The organism is Sandarakinorhabdus cyanobacteriorum (assembly GCF_002251755.1).
Lineage (GTDB): Bacteria > Pseudomonadota > Alphaproteobacteria > Sphingomonadales > Sphingomonadaceae > Sandarakinorhabdus > Sandarakinorhabdus cyanobacteriorum.
Genome location: NZ_NOXT01000110.1, coordinates 31,001 through 54,174, shown reverse-complemented (window position 1 = coordinate 54,174; position 23,174 = coordinate 31,001). Strand labels below are relative to the sequence as shown.

At 67.5% G+C, this 23,174-nt stretch carries 19 protein-coding genes; 14 read left to right on the top strand and 5 right to left on the bottom strand.

The features are described 5' to 3' along the window. Position 1 precedes the first annotated feature (1 nt). The 3 genes from CHU93_RS09330 (at position 2) to CHU93_RS09320 (ending at position 2,521) form a co-directional block, all read left to right on the top strand. Positions 2 to 1,342, top strand: coding sequence for an L-serine ammonia-lyase (locus CHU93_RS09330; RefSeq protein ID WP_094473812.1), 1,341 nt, complete (start codon positions 2 to 4; stop codon positions 1,340 to 1,342). Position 1,343: 1 nt separating this feature from the next. After that, positions 1,344 to 2,129: an enoyl-CoA hydratase/isomerase family protein gene (locus tag CHU93_RS09325; protein WP_094473811.1), complete on the top strand. Its 786-nt coding sequence runs from the start codon at positions 1,344 to 1,346 to the stop codon at positions 2,127 to 2,129. 68 nt (positions 2,130 to 2,197) lie between these two features. Next, positions 2,198 to 2,521 carry a hypothetical protein gene (locus CHU93_RS09320; protein WP_094473810.1) on the top strand — a complete coding sequence of 108 codons (324 nt, stop codon included), beginning with the start codon at positions 2,198 to 2,200 and terminating at the stop codon, positions 2,519 to 2,521. Here the strand turns inward: CHU93_RS09320 and CHU93_RS09315 are convergent, their stop codons facing one another. Next, entirely contained in the window at positions 2,522 to 3,730 is a 1,209-nt protein-coding gene (locus CHU93_RS09315; protein ID WP_094473809.1) for an acyl-CoA dehydrogenase family protein, read from the bottom strand. 51 nt (positions 3,731 to 3,781) lie between these two features. Next, entirely contained in the window at positions 3,782 to 4,582 is an 801-nt protein-coding gene (locus CHU93_RS09310; RefSeq protein WP_094473808.1) for a glycosyltransferase family 2 protein, read from the bottom strand. A 62-nt stretch (positions 4,583 to 4,644) separates the two neighbouring features. Between CHU93_RS09310 and CHU93_RS09305 the strand changes: the two genes are divergently transcribed. The 8 genes from CHU93_RS09305 (at position 4,645) to CHU93_RS09275 (ending at position 13,657) form a co-directional block, all read left to right on the top strand. After that, entirely contained in the window at positions 4,645 to 5,907 is a 1,263-nt protein-coding gene (locus tag CHU93_RS09305) for an MgtC/SapB family protein (RefSeq protein WP_165768678.1), read from the top strand. 12 nt (positions 5,908 to 5,919) lie between these two features. Then, positions 5,920 to 6,243, top strand: coding sequence for a hypothetical protein (locus tag CHU93_RS18170; protein WP_341476575.1), 324 nt, complete (start codon positions 5,920 to 5,922; stop codon positions 6,241 to 6,243). Positions 6,244 to 6,255: 12 nt separating this feature from the next. Further along, on the top strand, positions 6,256 to 7,962 hold the full coding sequence (locus CHU93_RS09300) for a spermidine synthase (protein ID WP_341476574.1): 1,707 nt from the start codon (positions 6,256 to 6,258) through the stop codon (positions 7,960 to 7,962). 52 nt (positions 7,963 to 8,014) lie between these two features. Then, positions 8,015 to 9,001, top strand: coding sequence for an aspartate carbamoyltransferase catalytic subunit (locus tag CHU93_RS09295; RefSeq protein ID WP_094473806.1), 987 nt, complete (start codon positions 8,015 to 8,017; stop codon positions 8,999 to 9,001). Then, positions 8,998 to 10,230, top strand: coding sequence for a dihydroorotase (locus tag CHU93_RS09290; RefSeq protein WP_094473805.1), 1,233 nt, complete (start codon positions 8,998 to 9,000; stop codon positions 10,228 to 10,230). The genes CHU93_RS09295 and CHU93_RS09290 overlap by 4 nt, the downstream gene beginning before the upstream one ends. 11 nt (positions 10,231 to 10,241) lie before the next feature. After that, positions 10,242 to 11,483 (top strand): SPOR domain-containing protein, encoded by a 1,242-nt coding sequence (locus CHU93_RS09285; RefSeq protein ID WP_165768677.1) that lies wholly within the window; start codon positions 10,242 to 10,244, stop codon positions 11,481 to 11,483. Between the two features lie 333 nt (positions 11,484 to 11,816). Continuing rightward, the gene (locus CHU93_RS09280) at positions 11,817 to 13,205 is read left to right on the top strand and encodes a putative bifunctional diguanylate cyclase/phosphodiesterase (RefSeq protein WP_094473803.1); all 1,389 of its coding nucleotides are present in this window, start codon (positions 11,817 to 11,819) and stop codon (positions 13,203 to 13,205) included. Next, positions 13,202 to 13,657 (top strand): BLUF domain-containing protein, encoded by a 456-nt coding sequence (locus CHU93_RS09275; protein WP_094473802.1) that lies wholly within the window; start codon positions 13,202 to 13,204, stop codon positions 13,655 to 13,657. The genes CHU93_RS09280 and CHU93_RS09275 overlap by 4 nt, the downstream gene beginning before the upstream one ends. Before the next feature lie 18 nt (positions 13,658 to 13,675). Here the strand turns inward: CHU93_RS09275 and CHU93_RS09270 are convergent, their stop codons facing one another. Beyond that, the gene (locus tag CHU93_RS09270) at positions 13,676 to 17,107 is read right to left on the bottom strand and encodes an indolepyruvate ferredoxin oxidoreductase family protein (RefSeq protein ID WP_094473801.1); all 3,432 of its coding nucleotides are present in this window, start codon (positions 17,105 to 17,107) and stop codon (positions 13,676 to 13,678) included. A gap of 63 nt (positions 17,108 to 17,170) precedes the next feature. Here CHU93_RS09270 and CHU93_RS09265 point away from each other — a divergent pair, with 63 nt between their 5' ends. The 3 genes from CHU93_RS09265 (at position 17,171) to CHU93_RS09255 (ending at position 21,049) form a co-directional block, all read left to right on the top strand. Further along, the gene (locus tag CHU93_RS09265) at positions 17,171 to 17,863 is read left to right on the top strand and encodes an endonuclease/exonuclease/phosphatase family protein (RefSeq protein WP_094473800.1); all 693 of its coding nucleotides are present in this window, start codon (positions 17,171 to 17,173) and stop codon (positions 17,861 to 17,863) included. After that, entirely contained in the window at positions 17,860 to 19,230 is a 1,371-nt protein-coding gene (locus CHU93_RS09260) for a phospholipase D-like domain-containing protein (RefSeq protein WP_094473799.1), read from the top strand. The genes CHU93_RS09265 and CHU93_RS09260 overlap by 4 nt, the downstream gene beginning before the upstream one ends. A 73-nt stretch (positions 19,231 to 19,303) precedes the next feature. Then, positions 19,304 to 21,049: a tetratricopeptide repeat protein gene (locus CHU93_RS09255; RefSeq protein WP_243375475.1), complete on the top strand. Its 1,746-nt coding sequence runs from the start codon at positions 19,304 to 19,306 to the stop codon at positions 21,047 to 21,049. 15 nt (positions 21,050 to 21,064) lie between these two features. On the opposite strand, the gene CHU93_RS09250 is transcribed toward CHU93_RS09255, so the two are convergent. Both CHU93_RS09250 and CHU93_RS09245 read right to left on the bottom strand, forming a co-directional pair. Beyond that, positions 21,065 to 21,418, bottom strand: coding sequence for a hypothetical protein (locus tag CHU93_RS09250; protein ID WP_086116667.1), 354 nt, complete (start codon positions 21,416 to 21,418; stop codon positions 21,065 to 21,067). A gap of 62 nt (positions 21,419 to 21,480) precedes the next feature. Further along, entirely contained in the window at positions 21,481 to 23,172 is a 1,692-nt protein-coding gene (locus CHU93_RS09245; protein ID WP_094473797.1) for a formate--tetrahydrofolate ligase, read from the bottom strand. Between the last annotated feature and the right edge of the window lie 2 nt (positions 23,173 to 23,174).

The window sequence follows — 23,174 nt, the reverse complement described above, 5'->3', positions numbered from 1 at the left end:
CATGCTTTCGGTGCTCGACATGTTTCGGGTGGGGGTGGGCCCATCCAGTTCGCACACGGTGGGGCCAATGCGCATCGCGGCGCGCTGGCGGCGCGGCCTGCGTGACTGGCCTGCCGGTGCCCGGGTGGTGGTGACGCTGCAAGGCAGCCTCGCCTTCACCGGGCTGGGCCATGGCACGCTGCGCGCCGCCGCGCTGGGCCTGTTGGGGCATGAACCGGAGACGTTTGACGGCGGCCGCGCCGAAGCCGATCTGGCGGCGCTGACGGCCAGCGGCGAACTGGCGCCGGGCTTGGGCTTTGATCCGGCGGCCGACATTCACCTCGATCACGTGACCCGCGATCTCCTCCACCCCAATGCCATGCGGCTGGCGCTCTGGGCAGATGGGGCGGAATGGCGCGGGGAGGATTGGTTTTCCACCGGCGGCGGCTTCATCGCCAGCCGCCGCCAGCTGGAAGCGCCGGCCCCTGCCGACCGGGTCGCTGCCGGACATGATGTGCCCTATCCCTTCACCAGCGCTGCCGAGCTTCTGGCCATCGCGGCGCAACACGGCCTTAGCCTCGATGCCATCGTGCTGGCCAACGAGGATGCGATCCGCCCCCGTGCCGAAACCCTGGCCGGGTTGACCCAGGTGGCCGAGGTGATGCTGGCCTGCATCGCCCGCGGGCTGGAGACAGACGGCATTTTGCCCGGCGGCCTGAAGGTGGAGCGGCGCGCGCCGCTGCTGTGGCGGCAGCTGCGCAAGGGCCAGGGCGCCAACGAGCCGGAGCGATTGTTCGATTGGCTCAACGTGTTTGCCATGGCGGTGAACGAGGAAAATGCCGCCGGCGGCCAGGTCGTGACGGCGCCCACCAATGGCGCGGCCGGCGTGCTGCCGGCGGTGATGCGCCATTATTGCGAAACGCCGGAACAGCGGCAGCGCTTCCTGTTGACGGCTGGCGCCATCGGCTTGCTCTACAAGAGCCGCGCCTCCATCTCCGGCGCGGAAATGGGCTGCCAGGGCGAGGTGGGCGTCGCCTGCTCGATGGCAGCGGCCGGGCTGGCCGCGGTGTGGAACGCCAGCCCGCAACAGGTCGCCAACGCCGCCGAGATCGGCATGGAGCATAATCTGGGCCTGACCTGCGATCCGGTCGGCGGGCTGGTGCAGATCCCCTGCATCGAACGCAACGCCATCGGCGCGGTGAAGGCGGCCAATGCGGCGCGGCTGGCACTGCACCGGCCGGGGCAGGGCCGGGTGAGCCTGGACCAGGTGATCGAGACGATGCGGCAGACCGGGATCGACATGAGCCACAAGTACAAGGAAACCAGCCAGGGCGGGCTGGCGGTCAACGTGGTGGAGTGCTGAGATGGCGGTGCGGCTGGAGGTGGCGGACGGGATTGCGGTCATCAGCCTGGCGCGGCCCGAACGGCGCAACGCGCTGACCCAGGCCATGCTGGCCGAGATCGAGCAGCTGGCCGACGGGATGCGGGGGCGCGGTGATGTGCGCGCCGTCGTGCTGCGCGGGGACGGCCGGGATTTTTCCGTCGGTGCCGATATCGGCGAGATGGAGGCGCGGATGGCCAGCCCGGCACCGCTGGCCGAGGCGCGGCGGGCGGCACAACTGGGCGCGCGGGTGATGCGGGCTGTCATGGGGATCGACCAGCCGACCGTGTGTGCCATCGAAGGCATCGCCACCGGCGGCGCGACCTGCCTTGCCACCGCCTGCGATTTCCGCATCGCCGGGGCGAGCGCCCGGCTGGGTTATGGCGAGGTGAAGATCGGCATCAACCTGATGTGGCACGCGCTGGGGCCGGTGGTGGCGCTGGTCGGGCCAGCGCGGGCCAAGCGGCTGGTGATGATGGGAGCGCTGCACGGGGCGGCAGAGCTGGCCGACTGGGGCCTGATCGACGAGATCGTGCCCGATGGCGGCGCCGATGCCCGGGCGATGGCGCTGGCGGCCGAACTGGCGGCGCTGCCGCCGCTGGCCGTGCAGATGATCAAGCGCAGCATCACCGCGCTTGCCCATGCGCTGGATGCTGCCGTGCTGCATGCCGATGCCGATCAATGGCTGCTGGCGACCCAGGGCGATGATTTTGCCGAAGCAGTGGCGGCCTTCCGCGAACGGCGGCCGGGGCGCTTCACCGGAAATTGACGTGGCACGTAATTGCAGCGCTTCCGTGCGCCTGCCAGCGTGACAGCAACAACAAGGGAGTGCCGGCGATGATACTGTTCCGGATCTGGTGTGTGCTGAGCTTTGTCGCGCTGTCGGTCTACACCGCGCCGGTGTTCATGGCCGATCCCAACCTGTTTCCGCCCTTCTTCGGCGCCATCCAGGCTGGCGGCTGGCAGGGCCAGTTCAATTTCGATTTCATGTTCATGCTCACCCTGTCGGGCCTGTGGGTGGGCTGGCGCCATCGCTGGACGGCCGGCGGCAGCGCGCTGGCGTTGCTCGCCTTCCTGGGCGGTGCCGGCTTCCTCAGCGTCTATCTGCTGGTGCAATCGGTGCGCTGTCGCGGCGACGTGCGCCAGATATTGGTGGGATGATCAGCCGTTCCGCCGCGCCAGATATTGCCAGAGGATGCCGCGCTGGATCTCGTTGGTGCCGGCATAGATGGAGCCGGCACGGTCGTTGAAATATTTGGGGATGGCCCTCGCCGCCCAATCGGGGCCAACGCCCAGGCCATCGGTTGGCGGCACATAGCCGGGCACATCGCCGCCCGGCAGGGTGCGGTGCGGCTGGAAGATGATGGCATGGGGCAGGGCGGCCTCCACCTCCAACTCGGTCAGGCGCTGGCTGAGTTCGGTGCCGATGATCTTCAGGGCCGATGCCATCGGGCCGGGGGCTGCTCCATTCGACAGGCCGGCGTTGAAGATCAGCTCCTGCGCGTCCAGCGCCTCGATCTCGGTGCGCAAGGCCGCCAGCCGCCCGGGCATGGCCTGGCCGGTTTCGGCAAGGTGACGCCGCAGCACATCAACCCGCTTGATCAGCGACGGGGCATAGGCATGGCCGCCACGTTCGAACTCCATCAAATATTTGGCCACCGTCCAGCCATCATCGATCTGGCCGACGACATTGGCCACCGGCACGCGCACGTCGTCGAAGATCACTTCGTTCTGCACATGCTCTCCCGACAGAGAGATGATCGGGCGCACCGATACGCCGGGGGATTTCGTGTCGATCAGCAGGAAGCTGATGCCGAGCTGCGGTTTCTCGAGCCGGGTGGTGCGCACCAGGCAAAAGATCCAGTCGGCATAATGGGCATGGGTCGTCCAGATCTTGCGGCCGGTGCAGACGAAGTGATCGCCATCGCGCTCCGCCTTCATCTGCAGGGAGGCGAGGTCGGAGCCCGAATTGGGCTCAGAATAGCCCTGGCACCAGAAAATGTCGCCAGCCAGCATGGGCGGCAGGTGACGGCGCTTCTGCTCCTCGGTGCCATAGTGCAGCAGCACCGGGCCACACATGCCCAGACCCATCGGCGACAAGGGCGGCGCGCCGGCTTCGCTGGTTTCGCGGGCAAAGATGTAGCGGCGGGCCACCGACCAGTCGCAGCCCCCCCATTCCACCGGCCAACTGGGCGCCACCCAGCCTTTGGCATGGAGTTTCTTCTGCCAGGCGATGGCCACCGGCGGCGGCGCATAGACGCTGGTCATGCCGGCGGCAGCGGCCTTCAGTTCGGGCGTGAGTTCGCTGGCGAGAAATTCGCGAACCTCGTCGCGGAATCTCAGATCATCGCTGCTCCAGGCCAGTTGCATCGCCGCTCTCCCTTTGCGCCACTGTGCGGGCAAGGGGTAGCGGCGCCACTGTCATTGTTCCCAGTCGCGGATGCGCAAGCCGGCTTCAAACATGCCTCTGGCCCTGAGACGGGGCCCGAGGAAGCGATAGAAAAACCAATCCTTCACCGCATAGGGCGTGAGGGCATAGAGTAGCCGCTCGGTCAGGTTCCAGCGCACATGGCCCTTCACCTGGCGGCGCGGCGCCGGCCAGCAGACATGATCGGCAGCATGTGTGCTGCGCCCGACTTTCAGGATGCGGTGCATCAACTCGTGATCATAGAGCACGAACGGCCAGTCATCATTCTTGGGCCCGCCAGCCGCCAGCAGCGGGGCAATGCGGAAACATTGGCCAAAGGTGCCGGTGTGGCCCTGGCCGGACAGCAGGCTGGCGGTGATGGCCATGCGATGGCGAATGATGCGGTTCTTCGTGGTGTCGTAGGGGCCATAGATGTCGAACGCCTGGACACAGATCGTCTTGGGATCATCGCCGAGCAGTTGATCGGCACGGCTGATATAGTGAGACGGATAATGGGTATCGGCATCCCAATAGGCGATGTTGGCGCAGCCTTGCTCGGCCGCGATGGCCGTGCCGCGCCGCAGGGCAAAGGTGTGGCCCTGGGCGGTCTCCGTTACCAGCATGGCGCGCGGATTGCCGGCGATCAGCCCGGCGACCAAGGCATGGCTGCCATCGGTGGAGGCGTTGTCAACGCAGATCAGCAGGATGTCATCGCGATCCTGCGCCAGCGCAGCGGCAATGGTGGGCGCGATGAAGCGCTCCTCATTGTAGAAGGCGATGATGATGGCCCATTTCGGGCGCCAGCCGCTGATCATGGTCTTGCATTAGGGCGAGGGCGGTTGACCGGCAAGCGGCGGCGGCCCACGTTGGGATGGTGATGCTGGGTGAGAGTGCGTTGGCGCGGCTGTTGGTGCCGCTGGCCATTGGCCTGTTGATCGGGATTGAACGTGGCTGGCAACAGCGCCGGGCAGCACCAGGCAGCCGGGTGGCCGGTTTGCGTACCTTTGGCCTGTTTGGTTTGATTGGCGGGCTGGCCGGATTTGCTTCAGGCGCGGTGACGGGCGGCTGGGCGGTTGCGGCGGTGCTGCTGCTAGGGGGTGCGGCACTGGTGGTGATCGGTTATCGCCGGGACCGATCACCCAGTGCCACCACCGAGGCGGCGGCGCTGGTCACATTGGGGCTGGGCTGGCTGGCCGGGCAAGGCTGGCCGTTGCCGGCCCTGGCGCTGGCCGCGGTGACAGCGTTTCTTCTGTCGCAGCGCGCCCGCCTCCATGGCTTTGTCGGCGGGCTTGGCGAAGCAGATTTGCAGGCCTTCGTGCGCTTTGCGGTGATTGCTGGCGGGCTATGGCCGGTGTTGCCCGATGCAGCGATGGGGCCGATGGCCGCGTGGAACCCACGGGAATTGTGGCTCGTGGTCGTGCTCGTTTGTGCCATCAGCTTTGCTGGCTATGCCTTGTCACGCCGGTTGGGGCCGGGCCGTGGTCTGCTGGCAACGGCCGCAGTTGGGGCGATTTACAGCTCGACAGCTGTCACGGCGGCACTGGCCCAGCGGATCGGCGCCGAGGCGGCGGCGAGACCAAGGCTGGCAGCGGGTATCGCGCTTGCCTCGCTGGTGATGTTTGCCCGGGTCATGCTGCTTGTGGCGCTGCTGGCGCCCTTTGCCCTGTCCGGCTTTGTGCCGGTGGTGGCTCCAGGGATGCTGGCGGCACTGGCAATGGTGTTCTGGTTGGGGCAGCAGGCTGGAGCGGCCCCGGCCAGCGCTGCGCCGGCTGGCAATCCCTTTGCCCTGTTGCCGGCCCTTGGGTTTGCCTTGCTGGTGGCGCTGGTGCAACTGGCCGTGAAATGGATGCAATTGCGCTTTGGCGATGCCGGGGTGGCCGTCACGCTGGCGCTGGCCGGCGCGCTGGATGTGGATGCGGCCATCGTGGCACTGCGCGGCGCGCCGGCGGAGGCCATCACGCCCATGCTGGCCGGTGCCATCCTGGCATTGCCGGTTTTGCTCAACACGCTGCTCAAGCTGGTGGTGGTCCTGGTCAGCGCCGGGCGGGCTGGCGGGGCTGCGGCGGGCTCACTGGCGGCGGCGGCGGTGGCCATGCTGGCCGGATATGGACTGGTTGTCAGCCTGGGATGGCTGGGTTAGCCATGGTGGGACATGAGCATCACCACACAATCCGCCCGCCCCATCTATGTCGTCACCATTTTGACCGGCAGTTTCCTGCTGTTCCTGGTGCAGCCGTTGATGGGCCGCATCGTGCTTCCGGTGCTGGGCGGGTCGCCGAACGTGTGGAACATCGCCATGCTCTTCTATCAGGGCGTGTTGCTGGCCGGCTATCTTTACGCCCATGGATTGCAGCGCTTGCCAGTGCGGCAACAATTGGCCATCCACCTGGCGCTGTTTGGCATCGCGGCATTGCTGTTGCCCATCGGCATGGCAGCCTGGTATCCGTCCGCCGGTGAAGGGGACCCGGCGCTTTAGCTGATCGGATTGTTGGCCGCCTCCATCGGACCGGTGTTTTTCGTCGTCTCTGCACAGGCGCCGCTGATGCAGGCCTGGTTTGCCCGAACCGGTGATCCGGATGCGGGCAACCCCTATTTTCTTTATGCTGCGTCCAACCTCGGCAGCTTTGCCGCGTTGATTGCCTATCCGCTGCTGGTCGAGCCGCTGGCCGGGCTGCCAGCGCAGCGCTGGGGCTGGTCTGCCGGGTTCGTGCTGCTGGCCGGGCTGGTGCTGTGGTGTGGGCTGCGTGCCCGTGGTGAGGCAGCGGTTGTGGCGATACAGGCGTATCCGACCAGCTGGCGGGAACGGCTGCGCTGGGCCGGGCTTGCGGCGGTGGCGTCAGGTCTGCTGCTGTCCACCACCACGTTGCTCACCACCGATCTGATGGCGATGCCGCTGCTGTGGGTGGTGCCGCTGGCCATCTATCTGCTCAGCTTTGTCATCGGCTTTTCCGAGGCCGGACCGCGGATCACCGCGTTGGCCGTGCGCCTTTCACCCTGGTTGCTGCTGCTTGTGGGTGGGCCAATGTTCATGGCGGGCAAGGAGGCCGGGTTCAGTGTGGCGCTGGCGCTGGCTGGATTGATCCTGTTGCTGGTGGTGACCCTTGCCTTGCACGGCACCCTGGCAACGGAACGGCCGCCGGCTGCAGGCCTGACCAGCTTCTATCTCTGGCTGTCGGTGGGCGGTGCCGTTGGCGGGCTGTTCTGCGCGCTGCTCGCGCCGATGTTGTTCAGCTGGCCGTGGGAGCATCCCCTGTTGCTGCTGGCCGCCGCGCTGCTGCTGCCATGGCCCGGCACCAGCCCGTTGCGGCGTCTTGGTCCGGCACTGCTGCTGCTCGTGGTGATGGCAGCGACGGGAGGACTGGACCGCGTGAGGGCCGTGCGCGCCCGGGTGCATGTGCGCAGCTTCTTCGGGGTCTACAGTGTTTATGACGGACGGGATGGCACGCTGCGCTATCTTCGGCACGGGACCACGGCACATGGCTTGCAGTCCCTGGTGCCGGCGCTCGCTCGCGAGCCCATGACCTATTACGTGCCCGGCAGCGGGGTCGGCCGGGCGATGCTCGCCGTGCCCGCGCTGTTTGGCCCGGATGCCCGCATCGGTGTGGTCGGGTTGGGGGCAGGTACCCTGGCCTGTTACGCCAAGCCTGGTCAGCGCTGGACCATGTTCGAAATTGATCCGGCTGTTGTGGCGATTGCCCGTCGCGACTTCACCTATCTGGCGAATTGCGCACCTGATGCCCGCATGGTGGTGGGCGATGCCCGCTTGACGTTGCAGGGCGAAGCCCCTGCCAGTCTTGATCTGCTGGCGGTCGATGCCTTTTCGTCGGACTCGATCCCGCTGCACATGATGACACGTGAGGCGTTGGGCGTTTATGGCCGGATGCTGGACCGCGACGGACTGTTGCTGATCCACATCACCAACCGCTTTCTTGATCTGGAGCCCGTGGTGGCAGCGTTGGCGGCCGATGGCGGCTGGCAGGTGCGGGTCTTGCGCTTCCGGCCAGGTGAAACAAGTGGTCCGGCACTGGTTTCGGCGCGGTCAACTTGGGTGGCGCTGTCGCGCAATCCGGCACGACTGGCGGCACTCACGGCGGCGGGCGGGCCCTGGGCCGCATTGCCTGCTGGCGACGATGCGCCGGTATGGAGCGATGATTTCGCCTCGGTCTTGCCGGTTTTACGCTGGCGGCGGGATTAAACGCCAATTCCCGCATTGTCTGGCACGGTGAGTGTCATTAGGGAGAGGGCTCATGGCGCGCGCACCCTCCCACCCCGCACTGGCAGACGGTGCGCATCCGTTTCCGCATGCCCATCTGTTGGGCATTGCCCAGCTGAAGCCGTGGGAAATCTGCTTTCTGCTGGACGAGGCGGAGCAGTGGGTTGAACTGAACCGCAGTGCCTCCAAGCATGCCGACCGGTTGGCCGGCCTCACCCAGATCAATGCCTTTTTCGAGAACAGCACCCGCACGCTTCTGAGTTTCGAGATCGCCGGCAAGCGGCTGGGGGCTGATGTCGTCAACCTCGGCGTGTCGGGATCGAGCGTGAAGAAGGGCGAGACGCTGCTCGACACTGCGCTGACCCTGAATGCCATGCACCCTGACATGATCGTGATCCGCCACGGATCGTCGGGAGCGGTCCAGTTGATCTCCGAAAAGGTCGATTGCCCGGTGCTCAACGCCGGCGACGGCCGTCACGAGCACCCCACGCAGGCGCTGCTGGATGCCCTGACCATTCGCCGGCGCAAGGGTCGCATTGCCGGGCTGAAGGTGGCGATCTGCGGCGACATCCTGCACAGCCGGGTGGCGCGATCCAATTTCATGCTGTTGGGCGCGCTGGGGGCCGAGGTGCGGGCAGTGGCGCCGCCGACACTGCTGCCGGCCGGGCTGGATGGCTATTGCGTCGAAAGCTTTACTGACATGGATGCCGGTCTGGCCGGCGCCGATGTGGTTATGATGCTGCGCCTGCAGACGGAGCGGATGGAGGGGGCCTATGTGCCGTCGCCCCGTGAGTATTTCCGTTTTTATGGGTTGACGGAGGCGCGGCTGGCCAAGGCCGCTCCCGATGTGTTAGTGATGCATCCCGGCCCGATGAACCGCGGTGTGGAAATCGATGGCGCCATTGCTGACGACATCGCCCGCAGCGCCGTGACCGAACAGGTGGAGATGGGCGTGGCGGTGCGCATGGCCTGCCTTGACGTGTTGACCCGGCGGCGGCGCGGAGTGGAGGGCTGGGCATGAGCGCCGCCATCGCCATCACCGGCGGCCGTGTCGTCTGCCCCGCCACCGGGCATGACGGGATCGCCACCATCCTGCTGAAGGACCGCAAGATTGCCGGCATCGGCCAGGCGGAACCGCCGTCTGATGCCCAGATCATCGATGCCACCGGCCTGGTGGTGGCCCCCGGCCTGATCGATGCCGGGGTGTTCCGTGCCGATACCGCGGCGGCCAACGCCGGCGGCATTACCCGCATGATCCTGATGCCGGATCAGTCGCCGCCGTTGGACGATCCGGCACTGGTCGCCTTTGCACAGGGATCGGGCAAACCCGATGTGTGGGTGCACCCGCTCGCCGCCGCCACCCGCGGGCTGAGGGGCGAGGAGTTGGCCGAGATTGGTCTGGCCCAGGCGGCGGGGGCCGTGGGGGTGGCGACCGGCCGGCGCGCCATTGCCGATGCCCGGGTGATGCAGCGGCTGCTGGCTTATGCCCATGGCCATGGCCTGGTGGTGGTGAGCCATGCCGAGGATGTGGCGCTGACCGCCGGCACGGTGGCGACCGAAGGCGAATATGCCACGCGGCTGGGCCTGGCCGCCGCCCCGGCCTTTGCCGAAGCGCTGGCGATCATCCGCGATTGCCGCCTGGCCGAAGCCACCGGCGCCCGCCTGCATATCCGCCAGGTGACGACCGCGGAAGGGCTGGCGGCGGTGCGGGCGGCGCGGGCCCGTGGCGTGGATGTGACAGCGGGGATCACCCCGGCGCATCTGCTGCTGAACGATATGGCGGTGGCGGGGTTCCGCAGCTTTGCCCGGCTGTCACCGCCGCTGCGCTGCGAGGCGGACCGGCTGGCGGTGATCGAAGGGGTGCGCGATGGCACGATTTCCATCCTCGCCTCTGGCCATGATCCGCAAAGCCAGGAAGACAAGCGCCAGCCCTTTGCCGATGCGCGGGCCGGCATGGCGGGGGCCGAAACGCTGCTGGCGCTGGGGCTTGGGCTGGTGCGCGATGGCGTCATCGATCTGCCCGGTCTGATCGCCCTGCTCAGCACCAATCCGGCCCGGCGCTTTGGGCTTGTCGCCGGAACCCTGCAACTCGGCGCACCGGCGGACCTTGTGGTCTTTGACGAAGCGGCGCCATGGCGTATCGACGGCGATCAATTCCACGGTGCGGGCAACACGCCCTTCAACGGGCTGCCCACCGCCGGACGGGTGCGCACAACGATAAAAGGCGGAGATGTGGTTTGGCGGGCGTAAGGGCGATAGGCATGTTGCTGGTGCTGGCACTGGTTGCCGGCGATCCGGCGCTGGCGGCCCGCAAGAAGAAAAAGGGCAAGAAGAGCCGCGCCTCGCGCCCGGCAGCGGCAGCGCCGGCCCGCGCCACGCCGCCGCCGCCATCGGTGCGCCAGGGCGTTGAGCTGTGGCGCGCCGGCAAATGGGATGAAGCCGTTTCGATGTGGCAGCCATTTGCCGAAAATGGCGATCCCGACGCCATGTTCAACATGGGCCAAGCCTACAAGCTGGGCCGCGGCGTGACGATGGACAAGGCGATTGCCCGTGACTGGTATCGCCGCGCCGCCGTGAAGGGCCATCTGCCGGCCCAGGCCAATCTGGGCATCCTGTTGTTCCAGGCCACCGAAAAGGCCGAAGCGGTGCGCTGGCTGAAGGCAGCGGCCGACCGGGGCGAGATGCGGGCGCAATATGTGCTGGGCATCGTGCACTGGAATGGCGATGGCGCGGCCAAATCCATGCCGCTGGCCTATGCCTATCTGGTGCGGGCGGCAGCCCAGGGCCTGCCGGAAGCGACCAAGGCCCTGAATGAGCTGAGCCAGGCCATCCAGCCGCTTGATCGCGCCAACGGCTGGCAGATCGCCACCGCGCTGGCCAATGGCAGCGGCGTGCCGGCCCAATTCCAGCCCGGCATCGCGCCGCCGCCGATGACGGCGGTGACGACGCCGACCCCGCCGGTGACCGTGATCGCCAGCGGCAACAGCGCGCCGGCCCCGGCCGCCGAGACCAGCACCGCCGCCCTGAACGCCGCCGCCCTGAAGGCCGCCGGTGCGGAGACCCCGGCAAACGAGGACGAGGCCGAGGAGGAGGGCTCTTCCCCCACGGCCGTGCCCGCGGTCACGCCAACTGCGGCGCCGCCGGCCGAAACCCGCCAGGCCAGCGTCTTGTCGCCCCGGTCCACGCCCAGCGCGCCGCCGGTGAAGCTGGCCGACAAGCCGGAGCCGAAGAAGAAGGCCGCCCCACCACCGCCGCCAAAGGAAACCGGCTGGCGCATCCAGTTGGGCACCTATCCCAACCAGAAGAGCGCCATGGCCGCGTGGAAGAAACTCGCTGCCGCCAACAAGCGCGATGTGAAGGGCCTGCACCCGACCATCGGCAAATTCGGTGGCAACTGGCGCCTGCAGGTTGGCCCGTTCGACACCCGCGCCGAAGCCAGCAAGGGCTGCAAGACGCTGGAGATCGGCAAGAACGGCTGTTTTGCGGTTGATATCGGCGACTGAGATCAGACGGCCATGATGGCCGCTGCTGCCATTGTTTGTTCAGACTGAGAAAGAGCTGGTTGCACTGGTTGGCCGGCCGGCCTCGCTTTGCATTTGCGCCTTCAGTTTTGACGCATTTGACACATCTGGCGTGTTTGTGAGAGCGAAATTTTACATTTGATCAGTGGCCTGCCACGACTCCGAACGGCATGATGACAGGATTTTGCCGTGTAGGACAGCGTGCCGAGGCCGCTGGCCCCGGGTGGCCCAGGCGGGAATGGGGGTCGAAGCCCGGATGACCCATTTCTTGCGATAGCATTGCAAAATCTTCATTGCCATGGTGATTTGCCGGCCATGGCAAATGTCGCCGATATTGAATCCGGGATGATCGATCCGTTGACCGGGCTGCTGCAGCGGCGCGGTTTTCGTTCCATTGTGGCGGATCGCCTGGCCGGGTTGGCCGCGCCTGAGGCCAGGCCCACCCTGTTGTTGCTTGATCTCGACCGGTTCAAGACGGTGAACGACAGCGCCGGCCATGACACCGGCGACGCGGTCCTGCAGCGGGTGGCCCATCGCATCCGGCGCGCGGCTGGCCCCGATGCCACCGTGGCGCGGACCAGCGGCGATGAATTTGCGGTGTTCCTGCCGACGGGCGATGGCGTTGGCGCCCTGGCCGACAAGCTGCTCGAACTGGTTGGCCATCCTTATGCCGTGAATGGCCATGCCATCACCATCAGCGGCAGCATCGGCATCGCGCAGGCCCCGGGCGATGGCATTGATGCCGATGCCCTGCTGCGTTCGGCCGCGATTGCCTTGCACCAGGCCGAACTCGAAGGCCGCAACCGGCAACGCAAGTTCGAGCCCTCGATGCAGGACCGGGCCCGGCTGCGGCTGGCGCTGGAGACGGACCTGCGCGCCGCACTGGCGTTGCAGCAGGTGAAGCTGCGCGAAGCGCTGACCCTTGATCAATTCGCGGTGCATTATCAGCCGATCGTGGATCTGGCGACCGGCCAGCTGACCGGTTTCGAGGCGCTGCTGCGCTGGCAGCACCCAACCCGGGGCACCCTCAACCCCGACGGTTTCATTCCGCTGGCCGAAAGCATCGGCCTGATCGGCGCGCTGGGCAGTTGGATCTTGCGGCGGGCGCGCCATGATGCCGCCCGCTGGCCGCTGCCGGCCCATGGCACCCCGCTGCAGCTGTCGGTGAATGTCTCGCCCTTGCAACTGCGCGAAGGGCCGGCCCTGATCGCCGGCATCACCGAGGCGTTGCAGGGCGCCGGCCTGCCAGCTCAGCGATTGGAGATCGAGATCACCGAGAATGCCATGGCGGAGCAGGGCGCATCGGTCCTGGCCGACATCCATCGCCTGGGCGTGCGCCTGGCCATTGATGATTTTGGCACCGGCTATTCCTCGTTGAGCCGGTTGGCCCAATTCAGCTTTGACCGGATCAAGATCGATCGGTCGTTCGTCCAGGTTGTGGGCGGCACGGCCGGGTCGGCCCGGCCCGTGGCCCCGAGCAATGCGGCATGGATGATTCGCCCCATTGCCGCGCTGGGCACCGGGTTGGGCATTTCCACGGTTGCGGAAGGGGTTGAAACCGCCGCACAGGCCAGCCTGGTGTGGGAAGCCGGCGTGACCGAAATGCAGGGCTATCTGGTCAGCACCCCGGTTCCGGCCGATGCCGTGCCGGCGTTGATTGCCAGGCTTGACCAGGCCAGCCCTTATTGGGGTGTGCGGCGATGAGCGATGATTTGTACAGCCTGGCCTATTTCAGCCGCAACACCATGACGGGCCCGCCCGCCGTGATCGAGGCCGGGATCGGCGCGATCCTGCAAGTGGCCCGCGACAAGAACCGGCTGGCCGGCATCACCGGCGCGCTGTTGTTCAGCGGCGGCTGTTTTGCCCAGGTGCTGGAAGGGCCGCAGGCGGCCCTGGAGGATTTGTTCGAGACGATCCAATATGATCCCCGCCAAGACAATGTGACCATCCTGCATTTCCACCCGATTTCGGCGCGCAGCTTTGACGGGTGGTCGATGGCCTATGCCGGGCAGACCGATGCCATGCGGGACCAGGCCGTTGCGGCCAGCGCGCTGGGTTCGCCCGGCGAGATCGCCACGGTTGCCGAAGGGCAGGGCTTTCTGGCGGTGCTGACCGATTATATCCGCCGCAGAGAGCAGGCCAATCCGCCGACCTGAGCGGCGGGCGGCCGGCGGTCAGGCTGCCGCCTGGGCCGCCATGCCCGGCCATTTTGCCCACAGGGCTTCGCGGCGGGTCAGCATCTCGGCGCGGGCCTTGGCCTTGACCGGGCCGAAGCCGCGCACGTCCATTGGCAGTTTGGCGATGGCGATGGCCATGCCGATGTTGCCGGGGTTGAGTTCGGCGCAGAGGCGGGCGACGTCGGCTTCGAAGGCGGCGATGTCGGCGCGTTCGTGGCGGCGTTCTTCACTGTAGCCGAAGAGGTCGAGCGCGGTGCCGCGCAGGCCCTTCAGCCGGGCGAGCAGGCCAAAGGCCTTGAACACCCAGGGGCCGAAGCTGATCTTTTTCGGGCGGCCGGTGGCGGGATCGATGCGGCTGAGCAGCGGCGGGGCGAGCAGCACACGCGGGGCACCGCCGGCGAATTGCGCATCATAGGCCGCCTGGAAGCGGCCATCGCTGTAGAGGCGGGCGACTTCATATTCGTCCTTGTAGGCCATCAGCTTGTAAAGGCTCTTGGCCACGGCTTCGGCGAAGGCATCGCCGCCGGCGGTGCGGGCCTGGTCCACGGTTTGCCGGAAGCGCCGCGCATAGGCTTCATCCTGATAGAGCACGAGATCGGCCTCGCGGCGGGCGATCATCTCATCAAGATTGGTGGCGGGCGGTTCCGGCTGCGGGCCGCGGGTTGCCTCCACCAGGGCCAGCACCTGGTCGGGCCGGGTGGCGAGCAGGCGGCCGAGCGCAAAGGCGCGCTTGTTGAAGGGGATGGCGACGCCGTTCAGATCGATGGCGGCCTCGATGCTTTCCCGTTTCAGCGGGATCAGGCCCTTTTGCCAAGCATAGCCCATCAAGAGGATATTGCTGCCGATGGCATCGCCCAACAACGCGGTGGCCACCGTGTCAGCCGCGATGAAGTCGCAGGCATTGGGGTTTGATGCCTTGCGGATGGCGCGTTCGACCTGGGCACTGCGGAAATCGAAATCGCGGTTGCGCACGAAATCGCTGGTGGGCGCAACATCGGCATTGGCGATGACGGCGGTGCGTTCGGGCACCATCAGGCTTTGGGTCGGCTTGTCGGCGGCGACGACGGCATCGCAGGCCAGCACCAGATCGGCGCTGCCGGCCATGATGCGCGGGGACAGGAGATCATCGTTGGATTGCGCGATGCGGACATGGCTGTAGACCGCGCCGCCCTTCTGGGCGAGGCCGGCCATGTCGGCCGTGGTGCTGGCCAGCCCTTCGATATGGGCGGCGGTGCCGAGCAGGGCCGACACGGTGAGCACGCCGGTGCCGCCAATGCCGGTGACCATGATGTTGAAGCCATCGCCCGGCGCCGGCACGGTGGGATCGGCCACGCCATCCAGGGTGAAATCGGCCTTGGATTTCTTCACCTGCGCATCATCGATGGTGACGAAGCTGGGGCAGAAGCCTTTGACGCAGCTGTAATCCTTGTTGCAGCTGGACTGATTGATGCGGCGCTTGCGGCCGAATTCGGTTTCCACGGGCTCCACCGAGACGCAGTTGGATTGCACCGAACAATCGCCGCAGCCTTCGCAGACGGCCGGGTTGATGAAGACGCGGCGGGTGGGATCGACCATCTGCTGGCGTTTGCGGCGCCGGCGCTTTTCGGCGGCGCAGGTCTGATCGAAGATGATGATTGTGCAGCCGGGCGTGGCGGCAAATTCCTTCTGCACCTCATCCAGCAGGGCGCGATCGAGCAGCCGCACGCCGGCGGGCAGGGTGACGCCCTTGTAGCGGGCGAGATCCTCGGTGAGGACGGCGACCTTTTTCGCATGCTCGGCCAGCATCTGGGCGGCGATCTGGTCAACGCCCAGTTCGCCATCATGTTTCTGCCCGCCGGTCATGGCGACGGCATCGTTGTAGAGGATCTTGTAGGTGATGTTGACGCCGGCCGCGATGGACTGGCGGATGGCGAGCAGGCCGGAGTGGAAATAGGTGCCGTCGCCGAGATTGGCGAAGACGTGATTCTCGTCGGTGAAGGGCGCTTCGCCCACCCAGGTGACGCCTTCGCCGCCCATCTGGGTGAAGGTTTCGGCCCGGTCCATCCACATCGCCATGATGTGGCAGCCGATCCCGGCCAGCGCGCGCTGACCTTCGGGCGGCTTGGTCGAGGTGTTGTGCGGGCAGCCGGAGCAGAAATAGGGGCTGCGCTTGACCGGGGTTTCGTGGGCGGCCGCCTTGGCGGACTGGTCGCGGAAGAAGGCGAGGGTGGCGCGAATCCGGTCGGTATCATGGATACGCTGGATGCGGGCGGCAATGACATGGGCGATGACGCCCGGGGACAGCTCGTTGTCAGGGGAAAGCAGCCATTCGCCGCTTTCGTCATGTTTGCCGACGACGATGGGGCGCACGGCCTCGCGCCAGTTGTAGAGCTGCCATTTCAGCTGATGCTCGATGAACTCGCGCTTTTCCTCGATGACGAGAACTTCCTCCAGCCCCTCGGCAAAGGCGCGGATGCCATCCGGTTCCAGCGGCCAGGGCATGCCGACCTTGTAGACCTTGAGGCCGATGCTGGCGGCGACGCGTTCATCGATGCCGAGTTCGGCCAGCGCCTCCATCGTGTCGGCAAAGGCCTTGCCGGTGGAGACGATGCCGATGCGGGGGCGGGGGCTGTCCCACACCACGCGGTCGATGCGGTTGGCCTTGGCGAAGGCCATGGCGGCAAAGCCCTTGTAGCGTTGCAGGCGGGTGTCTTCCTCCCGCCAGATGTCACCCGGGCGGATGTGGACACCGCCATCGGGAAATTCGAATTCGGGGATGATGATGCTGCGGTTTTCGCCGGCCAGATCAACCGTGGCCGAGGTTTCCACCGTGTCGGCCGTGGCCTTGAAGCCAACCCAGGTGCCGGCAAAGCGGCTCATGGCAAGGCCCAGCAGGCCATATTCGACAAATTCGTGCACCGAAGCCGGGGCGAGGAAGGGCACGAAGGCGGCGAGGAAATTATGGTCGCTCTGGTGCGGCAGGGTGGAGGATTTGGCGCCGTGATCATCGCCGACGATGGCGAGCACGCCGCCGTGCTGGCTGGTGCCGGCAGCGTTGGCGTGTTTCAGCACGTCCATGGCGCGATCGAGGCCGGGGCCCTTGCCATACCAGATGCCGAACACGCCATCTTTCGTGGCCTTGGGGCTCAATGCGACATGCTGGGTGCCCCAGACGGCGGTGGCGCCCAGTTCCTCGTTCACGCCGGGAACGAAGTGGATATCCTGTTCCTTCAGCCACTTCTTGGCGCGCCACAATTCCTGATCATAGCCGCCGAGCGGGGAGCCGCGATAACCGGAAATGAAGCCGGCGGTGTTGAGCCCGGCGGCGGCATCGCGCCATTTCTGCACCAGCGGCAGGCGGACCAGGGCCTGCACGCCCGACATGAACACCCGGCCATCGCGAAAGCGATATTTGTCTTCCAGGCTGACCGGTGGCAATCCTGCGACCATGGCCGCTCCCCAATGTCTGTTAATTGGGTCAATAATACTGACCTTTTTTGCGGAGCGCAAGCCGTGTCGCTGACCATCGCCAGTTACAATATCCACAAGGCCGTGGGCAGCGATGGCCGCCGGGTGCCGGCGCGGACCCTGGACGTGCTGGACGAGATCGGCGCCGATGTGGCGCTGTGCCAGGAAGCCGACACGCGGCTGGGTGTGCGGACGTCGGTGTTGCCGGCCGACCAATTGGCGGCGTGCGGCTGGCAGGTGGCGCCGTTGGCCGAACAGGGGCGGGCGATCGGTTGGCACGGCAATGCGCTGTTGTTTCGCGGGGCTGTGCGGCTGACGCACTGCCAGCGCATCACCTTGCCGGCGCTGGAGCCACGCGGCGCCGTGCTGGGCGATCTTGCGTTGGGCCATCGGATGATCCGGCTGGTGGGGGCGCATCTGGATCTGTCGGGCCTGACCCGGGCGCGGCAGATGCAGGCGATCATCGCGGCGGTGGCGCGGGCGCCGGGCCAGCCGCCGGAGCAGTTGATGGGCGATTTCAACGAGTGGCGGCGCGGCGGCGCAGCGGTGGCGGCGCTGGCCCGGCATTGGCGGGAACTAGTGCTGCCGCCCAGTTTCCCGGCGCGGCTGCCGCTGGGCCGGCTGGATCGGGCCTTTGTGCACCATGGGCTGGCGGTGGCCGAAGCCAGCGTGCACGCATCGGCGCTGGCCCGGGTGGCATCGGATCATCTGCCCATACTGGTGCGGCTGGCGGCATGACCAGTGATCTGGCCCGCCTGTGCGCCGCGCATCCGGGCCAGAGTGGGGTGCAGCTGCTGGCCGACGGGCCGGCGGCGCTGGCGCTGCGCATCGCCCTGGTGCGGCGGGCACGGGCCAGCATCGATGCCCAATATTATATCTGGCGCGATGATGCCGCTGGCCAATTGCTGCGGGCCGAACTGGTGGCCGCGGCGGCGCGCGGTGTGCGCGTGCGGCTGTTGCTGGATGATTTCGGCAGCCCCGGTGCGGATGGCTGGGCGCTGCCGGGGGTGGAGTTGCGCCTGTTCAACCCGGCGCGGCTGCGGCGGTGGCGCTGGCTGACCCTGCCGGTGGATTTTGCCCGGTTGAACCGGCGCATGCACAACAAGGCCCTGGTGGTGGATGGCCTGGCCTGCGTGATTGGCGGGCGCAACATCGGCGATGAATATTTCGCCGCCGAGCATCCGGCGCTGGCGGCCGATCTGGATGTGCTGGCGATTGGTGCGGTGGCCTCGGCGCTGGGGGCGGATTTCCAGCGTTACTGGGATGCGGCCCGGGCTGTGCCGGTGCAGCCACGCGCCGACGCGGCGGCCGATGCCGGGCGGCTGGCCGGCTATCGCGCGGCGGCCGATGCGCCGGCCACGGCCGCGATGATCGATGCCGCCGATGATTTCACCTGGGCCGATGTGCACATGCTTTCGGACCCGCCCGACAAGATCGCGGGCGCCGCGCCGGAAGACGGGCTGATCCTGCCGCAGCTGCTGGCTCTGGTGGGCCCGGTCACGCGGCGGTTCTTGCTGGTTTCAGCCTATTTCATTCCCACAGCGGGATTGGCGCGGCTGCTGGCCGGGCTGGCCGGGCAGGGGGTGCGCGTGGAGGTGCTGACCAACAGCCTGGTTTCGAACAATGTCGCGCTGGTGCACGCCTGGTATGCGCCGTGGCGGGCGCGGCTGCTGGCCATGGGGGTAGGGCTGTGGGAAATGCGGGGCGCGGCCGGCGACCGGGCGGTGCTGGGCCTGGTGCCGCGCCGGCTGCGGCGGATGGATGATGGCACGAGTTTCTTTCGGCGCAGCGCATCGGCCCTGCATGCCAAGACCATCATTGCCGATGCCCGCTGGATCTTTGTGGGATCGATGAACCTGGATCCGCGGTCGCTGCAGTTGAACACCGAACTGGGCTTTCTGATCGACGCCCCGGTGCTGGCGGGCCGGCTGGCGGCGGCGCTGGATGCCGGCCTGCCGCGCTTTGCCTGGCGGGTGGAGTCCATGGCGGATGGCCTGGCCTGGCGGGATGGGGCGCTGCGGCTGCGGCCCGAACCCGGCACCGCCTGGTGGCAGCGCCTGGCCTTGCGAATCCTGGGCTGGCTGCCGCTGGCGTGGCTGTTCTGATGCCGGCCGATCTGGCACCATGCCGAAAACAGGGGGCAGGCGGATGAACAGGGCAGGATTGTCGGGACGGGCCATGCTGCTGCTGGCAGCGATGCTGGTGCCGCCCGTGGTGGAGAGCGCCGCCGGCCCATCGGCGGCGGTGATCGCGGCGCTGGACCCGTCCCGGCTGGCCGCCGGCCTGTGCGCGCCGGGGCGGGCGCCGATGGGCCCCGTGCGCGCCTTGCTGGCAGCGGCTGCGGTTGCGGCACCGGCCAGTGCCACGGGTGATGTGCCGCTCTATCCCGATCTCACAGGCTCGGCCTTCCCGCTTTCCACCCAAAATGGCGAGGCGCGCCGCTGGTTCAGCCAGGGCCTGCTGCTCACCTATGGCTTCAACCATGCCGGTGCGGTCGCCTCGTTCCGCCGCGCCCAGCGGCTCGATCCGGGCTGTGCGCTGTGCTGGTGGGGGGAGGCGATGGCGCTGGGCCCCAATATCAACGCGCCGATGGACGGGCGCGACCGCCCCGCGGCGCTCGCCGCGCTCGACCGCGCGGTTGCCCTGAAGGACCAGGCCTCCCCCATGGAGCGGGCGCTGATCGAGGCGCTGGCCACGCGCTATTCCCGCGATGACGGGGCGGAACGTGCCGCGCTTGATGTGGCCTATGCCGATGCCATGCTGGCCGTTGCCGCGCGCTTTGCCGGCGATGATGATGTGGCGGTGCTGGCGGCCGAGGCGGTGATGGACACCAGCCCGTGGAATTATTGGCTGGCCGATGGCAAGCCGGTGGGCAAGAGCGGGGAGGCGGTGCGCCTGCTGGAGGGCGTGCTGGCCCGCAATCCCGGCCATATCCAGGCCGCCCATCTTTATGTGCACATGATGGAGATGCCTGATCCGGCCCGGGCCGAGGCGGCGGCCGACCAGTTGGCCCAGGCCGGCGCGCGCAGCGCCGGCCATCTGGTTCACATGCCATCCCACATCTGGCATCGCCGCGGCCGCTATCTGGATTCGATTGCGGCCAATGTTGCGGCCGTGCGGGCGGACGAGGCCTGGATCGCCGCCACCGGGGACCGGGGCATGCTGCGCTATGGCTATTATCCCCACAATGTCCATTTCATCGTCACCTCGGCCATGATGGCCGGGGATGTTGCCACCGCCCGGCGTGAGGCGATGCGGCTGCGCACGTTGCTGGATGCCGATCTGTCGGCGCGGCTGCCGGCGGCACAGGCGGTGGAGGCCGCGCCCTATCAGGTGATGGCGATGGTGGCCGATCCGGCGGCCATCCTGGCGATGCCGGCGCCTGATGCGCGCCTGCCCTATGCGCTCGCCATGCGCCATTTCGCGCGCGCCGTCGCCTTTGCCCAAACCCGCGACAAGGCCGGATTCAATGCCGAACTGCAGGCGATGGCGGCGCAGGTGGATCATCCGGGCACCCGCGAACTGGTGGCCCAATCGGTGCCGCTGCCCGATCTGATCCGCATTGCCGACAATGTGGCACGCGGGCGCTGGGCGATGGCGGGCGGCCTGCATGTGGTGGCCGCCGCGCATTTCCGCGTTGCCGCCCGGATCGAGGCGAGCATCCCCTATATGGAACCGAGTTACTGGCATTATCCGGTGAACCAGTCGCTGGGGGCAGCGCGGCTGCTGGCCGGCGATGCGGCCGGCGCGACCGAGGCATTTCGCGCGGCGCTGGTGCAGACACCGGGCAATGGCTGGGCGCTTTACGGGTTGGCGATGAGCGAGGCGGCGGCCGGACACAAGGTGGAGGCGGCGGCTGCCGAGAGCGCCTTCCGGCGGGCCTGGGCCGGCAACCGGGCATGGCTGAAGCTGGAACGGCTGTGATCAAGACGCGGCTGTTCAGCCGGGCGCGCATTGCCTTGTGGCGATATCGATGAACGCGTCGCGGTTCTGCTGGGACTGGAAGGCCTGGGCGGCGACCGTGCGGTAAAAATCCCGATCCGCCAGGGCCGCCATCTTGCCGAGGCGCGAGCGCAGCTTTTCGAGCACCGAGTCGAGCTCCCCCTCGCTGTCTTCTTCGCCGGCCTCATCAAGCTGTGCGCCTTCGCCCAGCCGGGCGACGATGCAGCGGGCCCTGGCTTCGGGCACGCCCAGCGCCGTGAAGGCCTGCACCGAAACGCGCAAGCCGGCTGTCGCGGGCATCGCCGTCAGCGCCACGACCAGGGCCAGCACCGGATAACGCAATGTCAGCATGGCAACCCCCATCAAGCTGGGCAGATGGCACGCGCTTGTTGCGCGTGTGTCAAGCCATGGCCTCAGCTCAAGCCCTCGATGCGGCCCTGTTCGTCAAGATGGATGCCGAGGGCGGAGGGCTGTTTCGGCAGCCCGGGCATGGTGGCGATGTCGCCGGCGAGTGCGACGATGAAGCCGGCGCCGGCGGCGAGGCGCAACTCGCGAATGGGCAGATCATGGCCCGACACGGCGCCGCGCTGCCTTTCATCGGCGGTGAAGCTGTAAGGCGTCTTGGCGAGGCAGACAGGCAGGTTGGTCAGCCCTTCGGCGCGCAGGCTGGCGAGCTGTTTCTGGGCGGCGGCAGAGAGGGTGACAGTGCCGGCGCGGTGGATGCGGGTGGCCACGATTGTGAGCGCTTCGAGCACATCGGTGCCGCTGGCATAGAGCGGGGTGAAGCGGGCGTGCGGGTCGGCATTGGCATCGGCCAGCGCGGCGACGCTGCGGGCGAGGTCCTCCGCGCCGGCCGGGCCATCGGCCCAGTGGCGGCACAGATGGGCAGGGATGCCGAGCGTGCCCCGGCAGTGGCGGAGCACCTGGGCCTGTTCGGCTTCGGTGTCGCTGGCAAAGGCGTTGATGGCCACAGCGACGGGCAGGCCGAGCGATTGCAGATTTTCGACGTGGCGGGCCAGCACAGCGAGGCCGCGATCGAGCGCCGCGGCATCGCTGGTGCCAAGATCGGCCAGCGCCATGCCGCCGTGATATTTCAAGGCGCGCACGGTGGCGACAACGACGGCAGCGGCCGGGGCAAGGCCGGCCTGGCGGCATTTGATGTGGGCGAATTTTTCGGCGCCAAGATCAGCGCCGAAGCCGGCTTCGGTGACGGCGAATTCGCCGAGTGCCAGCGCGGCGCTGGTGGCGATGACCGAGTTGCAGCCGTGGGCGATATTGGCAAACGGCCCGCCGTGGATGAGGGCGGCGCTGCCGTGAATGGTCTGCACGAGGTTGGGCTGCATGGCATCGACCAGCAGGGCGGCCATGGCGCCGGCGGCACCGATATCGCCGGCGGTGACAGGGTTGCCGGCCGTGTCTTTCGCGACGCGGATGCGGGCGAGGCGGGCCTGGAGATCGGCCAGATCGCTGGCGAGGCAGAGGATGGCCATGACTTCGGAGGCGACCGTGATGTCGAAGCCGGTTTCGCGCAGCGGATGGTTGCCCGTGCCCATTCCGGCCACGATCTGGCGCAAGGCGCGGTCGTTCATGTCCATCACGCGCCGCCAGGTGACGGTGCGCGGGTTGATGGTGGCGCCCGATGGCATGGCAGTGGCGAAATGGATGGCGTTGTCGATCATCGCGGCCAGCAGATTGTGGGCGGCGGTGATGGCGTGGAAATCGCCGGTGAAGTGGAGGTTGATCTTCTCCATCGGCAGCACCTGGGCCTGGCCGCCGCCGGTGGCGCCGCCCTTGCGGCCGAACACCGGGCCCAGGCTGGGTTCGCGCAGGGCGATGACGGCGCGGCGGCCGATGCGATTGAGGGCATCGGCAAGGCCAATGGTGGTGGTGGTCTTGCCTTCGCCGGCCGGGGTGGGGTTGACGGCGGTGACGAGGATCAGCTTGCCGGCGGGCCGGGCGGCCAGATCGGCCAGCGTCGCGGCCGAGAGCTTGGCGATATGGTGGCCATGCGGTTCGATGGCGGCTTCGGCAAGGCCGATGCCGGCGGCCACATCCCGGATGGGGCGCAATGTCGCTGCGCGTGCGATTTCAATGTCCGACGCCATGA

Coding starts and splice junctions, on each gene's coding strand:
- CHU93_RS09330 (WP_094473812.1), top strand. CDS start 2: ATGCTTTCGGTGCTCGACATGTTTCGGGTGGGGGTGGGCCCATCCAGT.
- CHU93_RS09325 (WP_094473811.1), top strand. CDS start 1,344: ATGGCGGTGCGGCTGGAGGTGGCGGACGGGATTGCGGTCATCAGCCTG.
- CHU93_RS09320 (WP_094473810.1), top strand. CDS start 2,198: ATGATACTGTTCCGGATCTGGTGTGTGCTGAGCTTTGTCGCGCTGTCG.
- CHU93_RS09315 (WP_094473809.1), bottom strand. CDS start 3,730: ATGCAACTGGCCTGGAGCAGCGATGATCTGAGATTCCGCGACGAGGTT.
- CHU93_RS09310 (WP_094473808.1), bottom strand. CDS start 4,582: ATGATCAGCGGCTGGCGCCCGAAATGGGCCATCATCATCGCCTTCTAC.
- CHU93_RS09305 (WP_165768678.1), top strand. CDS start 4,645: ATGCTGGGTGAGAGTGCGTTGGCGCGGCTGTTGGTGCCGCTGGCCATT.
- CHU93_RS18170 (WP_341476575.1), top strand. CDS start 5,920: ATGAGCATCACCACACAATCCGCCCGCCCCATCTATGTCGTCACCATT.
- CHU93_RS09295 (WP_094473806.1), top strand. CDS start 8,015: ATGGCGCGCGCACCCTCCCACCCCGCACTGGCAGACGGTGCGCATCCG.
- CHU93_RS09290 (WP_094473805.1), top strand. CDS start 8,998: ATGAGCGCCGCCATCGCCATCACCGGCGGCCGTGTCGTCTGCCCCGCC.
- CHU93_RS09285 (WP_165768677.1), top strand. CDS start 10,242: ATGTTGCTGGTGCTGGCACTGGTTGCCGGCGATCCGGCGCTGGCGGCC.
- CHU93_RS09280 (WP_094473803.1), top strand. CDS start 11,817: ATGGCAAATGTCGCCGATATTGAATCCGGGATGATCGATCCGTTGACC.
- CHU93_RS09275 (WP_094473802.1), top strand. CDS start 13,202: ATGAGCGATGATTTGTACAGCCTGGCCTATTTCAGCCGCAACACCATG.
- CHU93_RS09270 (WP_094473801.1), bottom strand. CDS start 17,107: ATGGTCGCAGGATTGCCACCGGTCAGCCTGGAAGACAAATATCGCTTT.
- CHU93_RS09260 (WP_094473799.1), top strand. CDS start 17,860: ATGACCAGTGATCTGGCCCGCCTGTGCGCCGCGCATCCGGGCCAGAGT.
- CHU93_RS09255 (WP_243375475.1), top strand. CDS start 19,304: ATGCTGCTGCTGGCAGCGATGCTGGTGCCGCCCGTGGTGGAGAGCGCC.
- CHU93_RS09250 (WP_086116667.1), bottom strand. CDS start 21,418: ATGCTGACATTGCGTTATCCGGTGCTGGCCCTGGTCGTGGCGCTGACG.
- CHU93_RS09245 (WP_094473797.1), bottom strand. CDS start 23,172: ATGGCGTCGGACATTGAAATCGCACGCGCAGCGACATTGCGCCCCATC.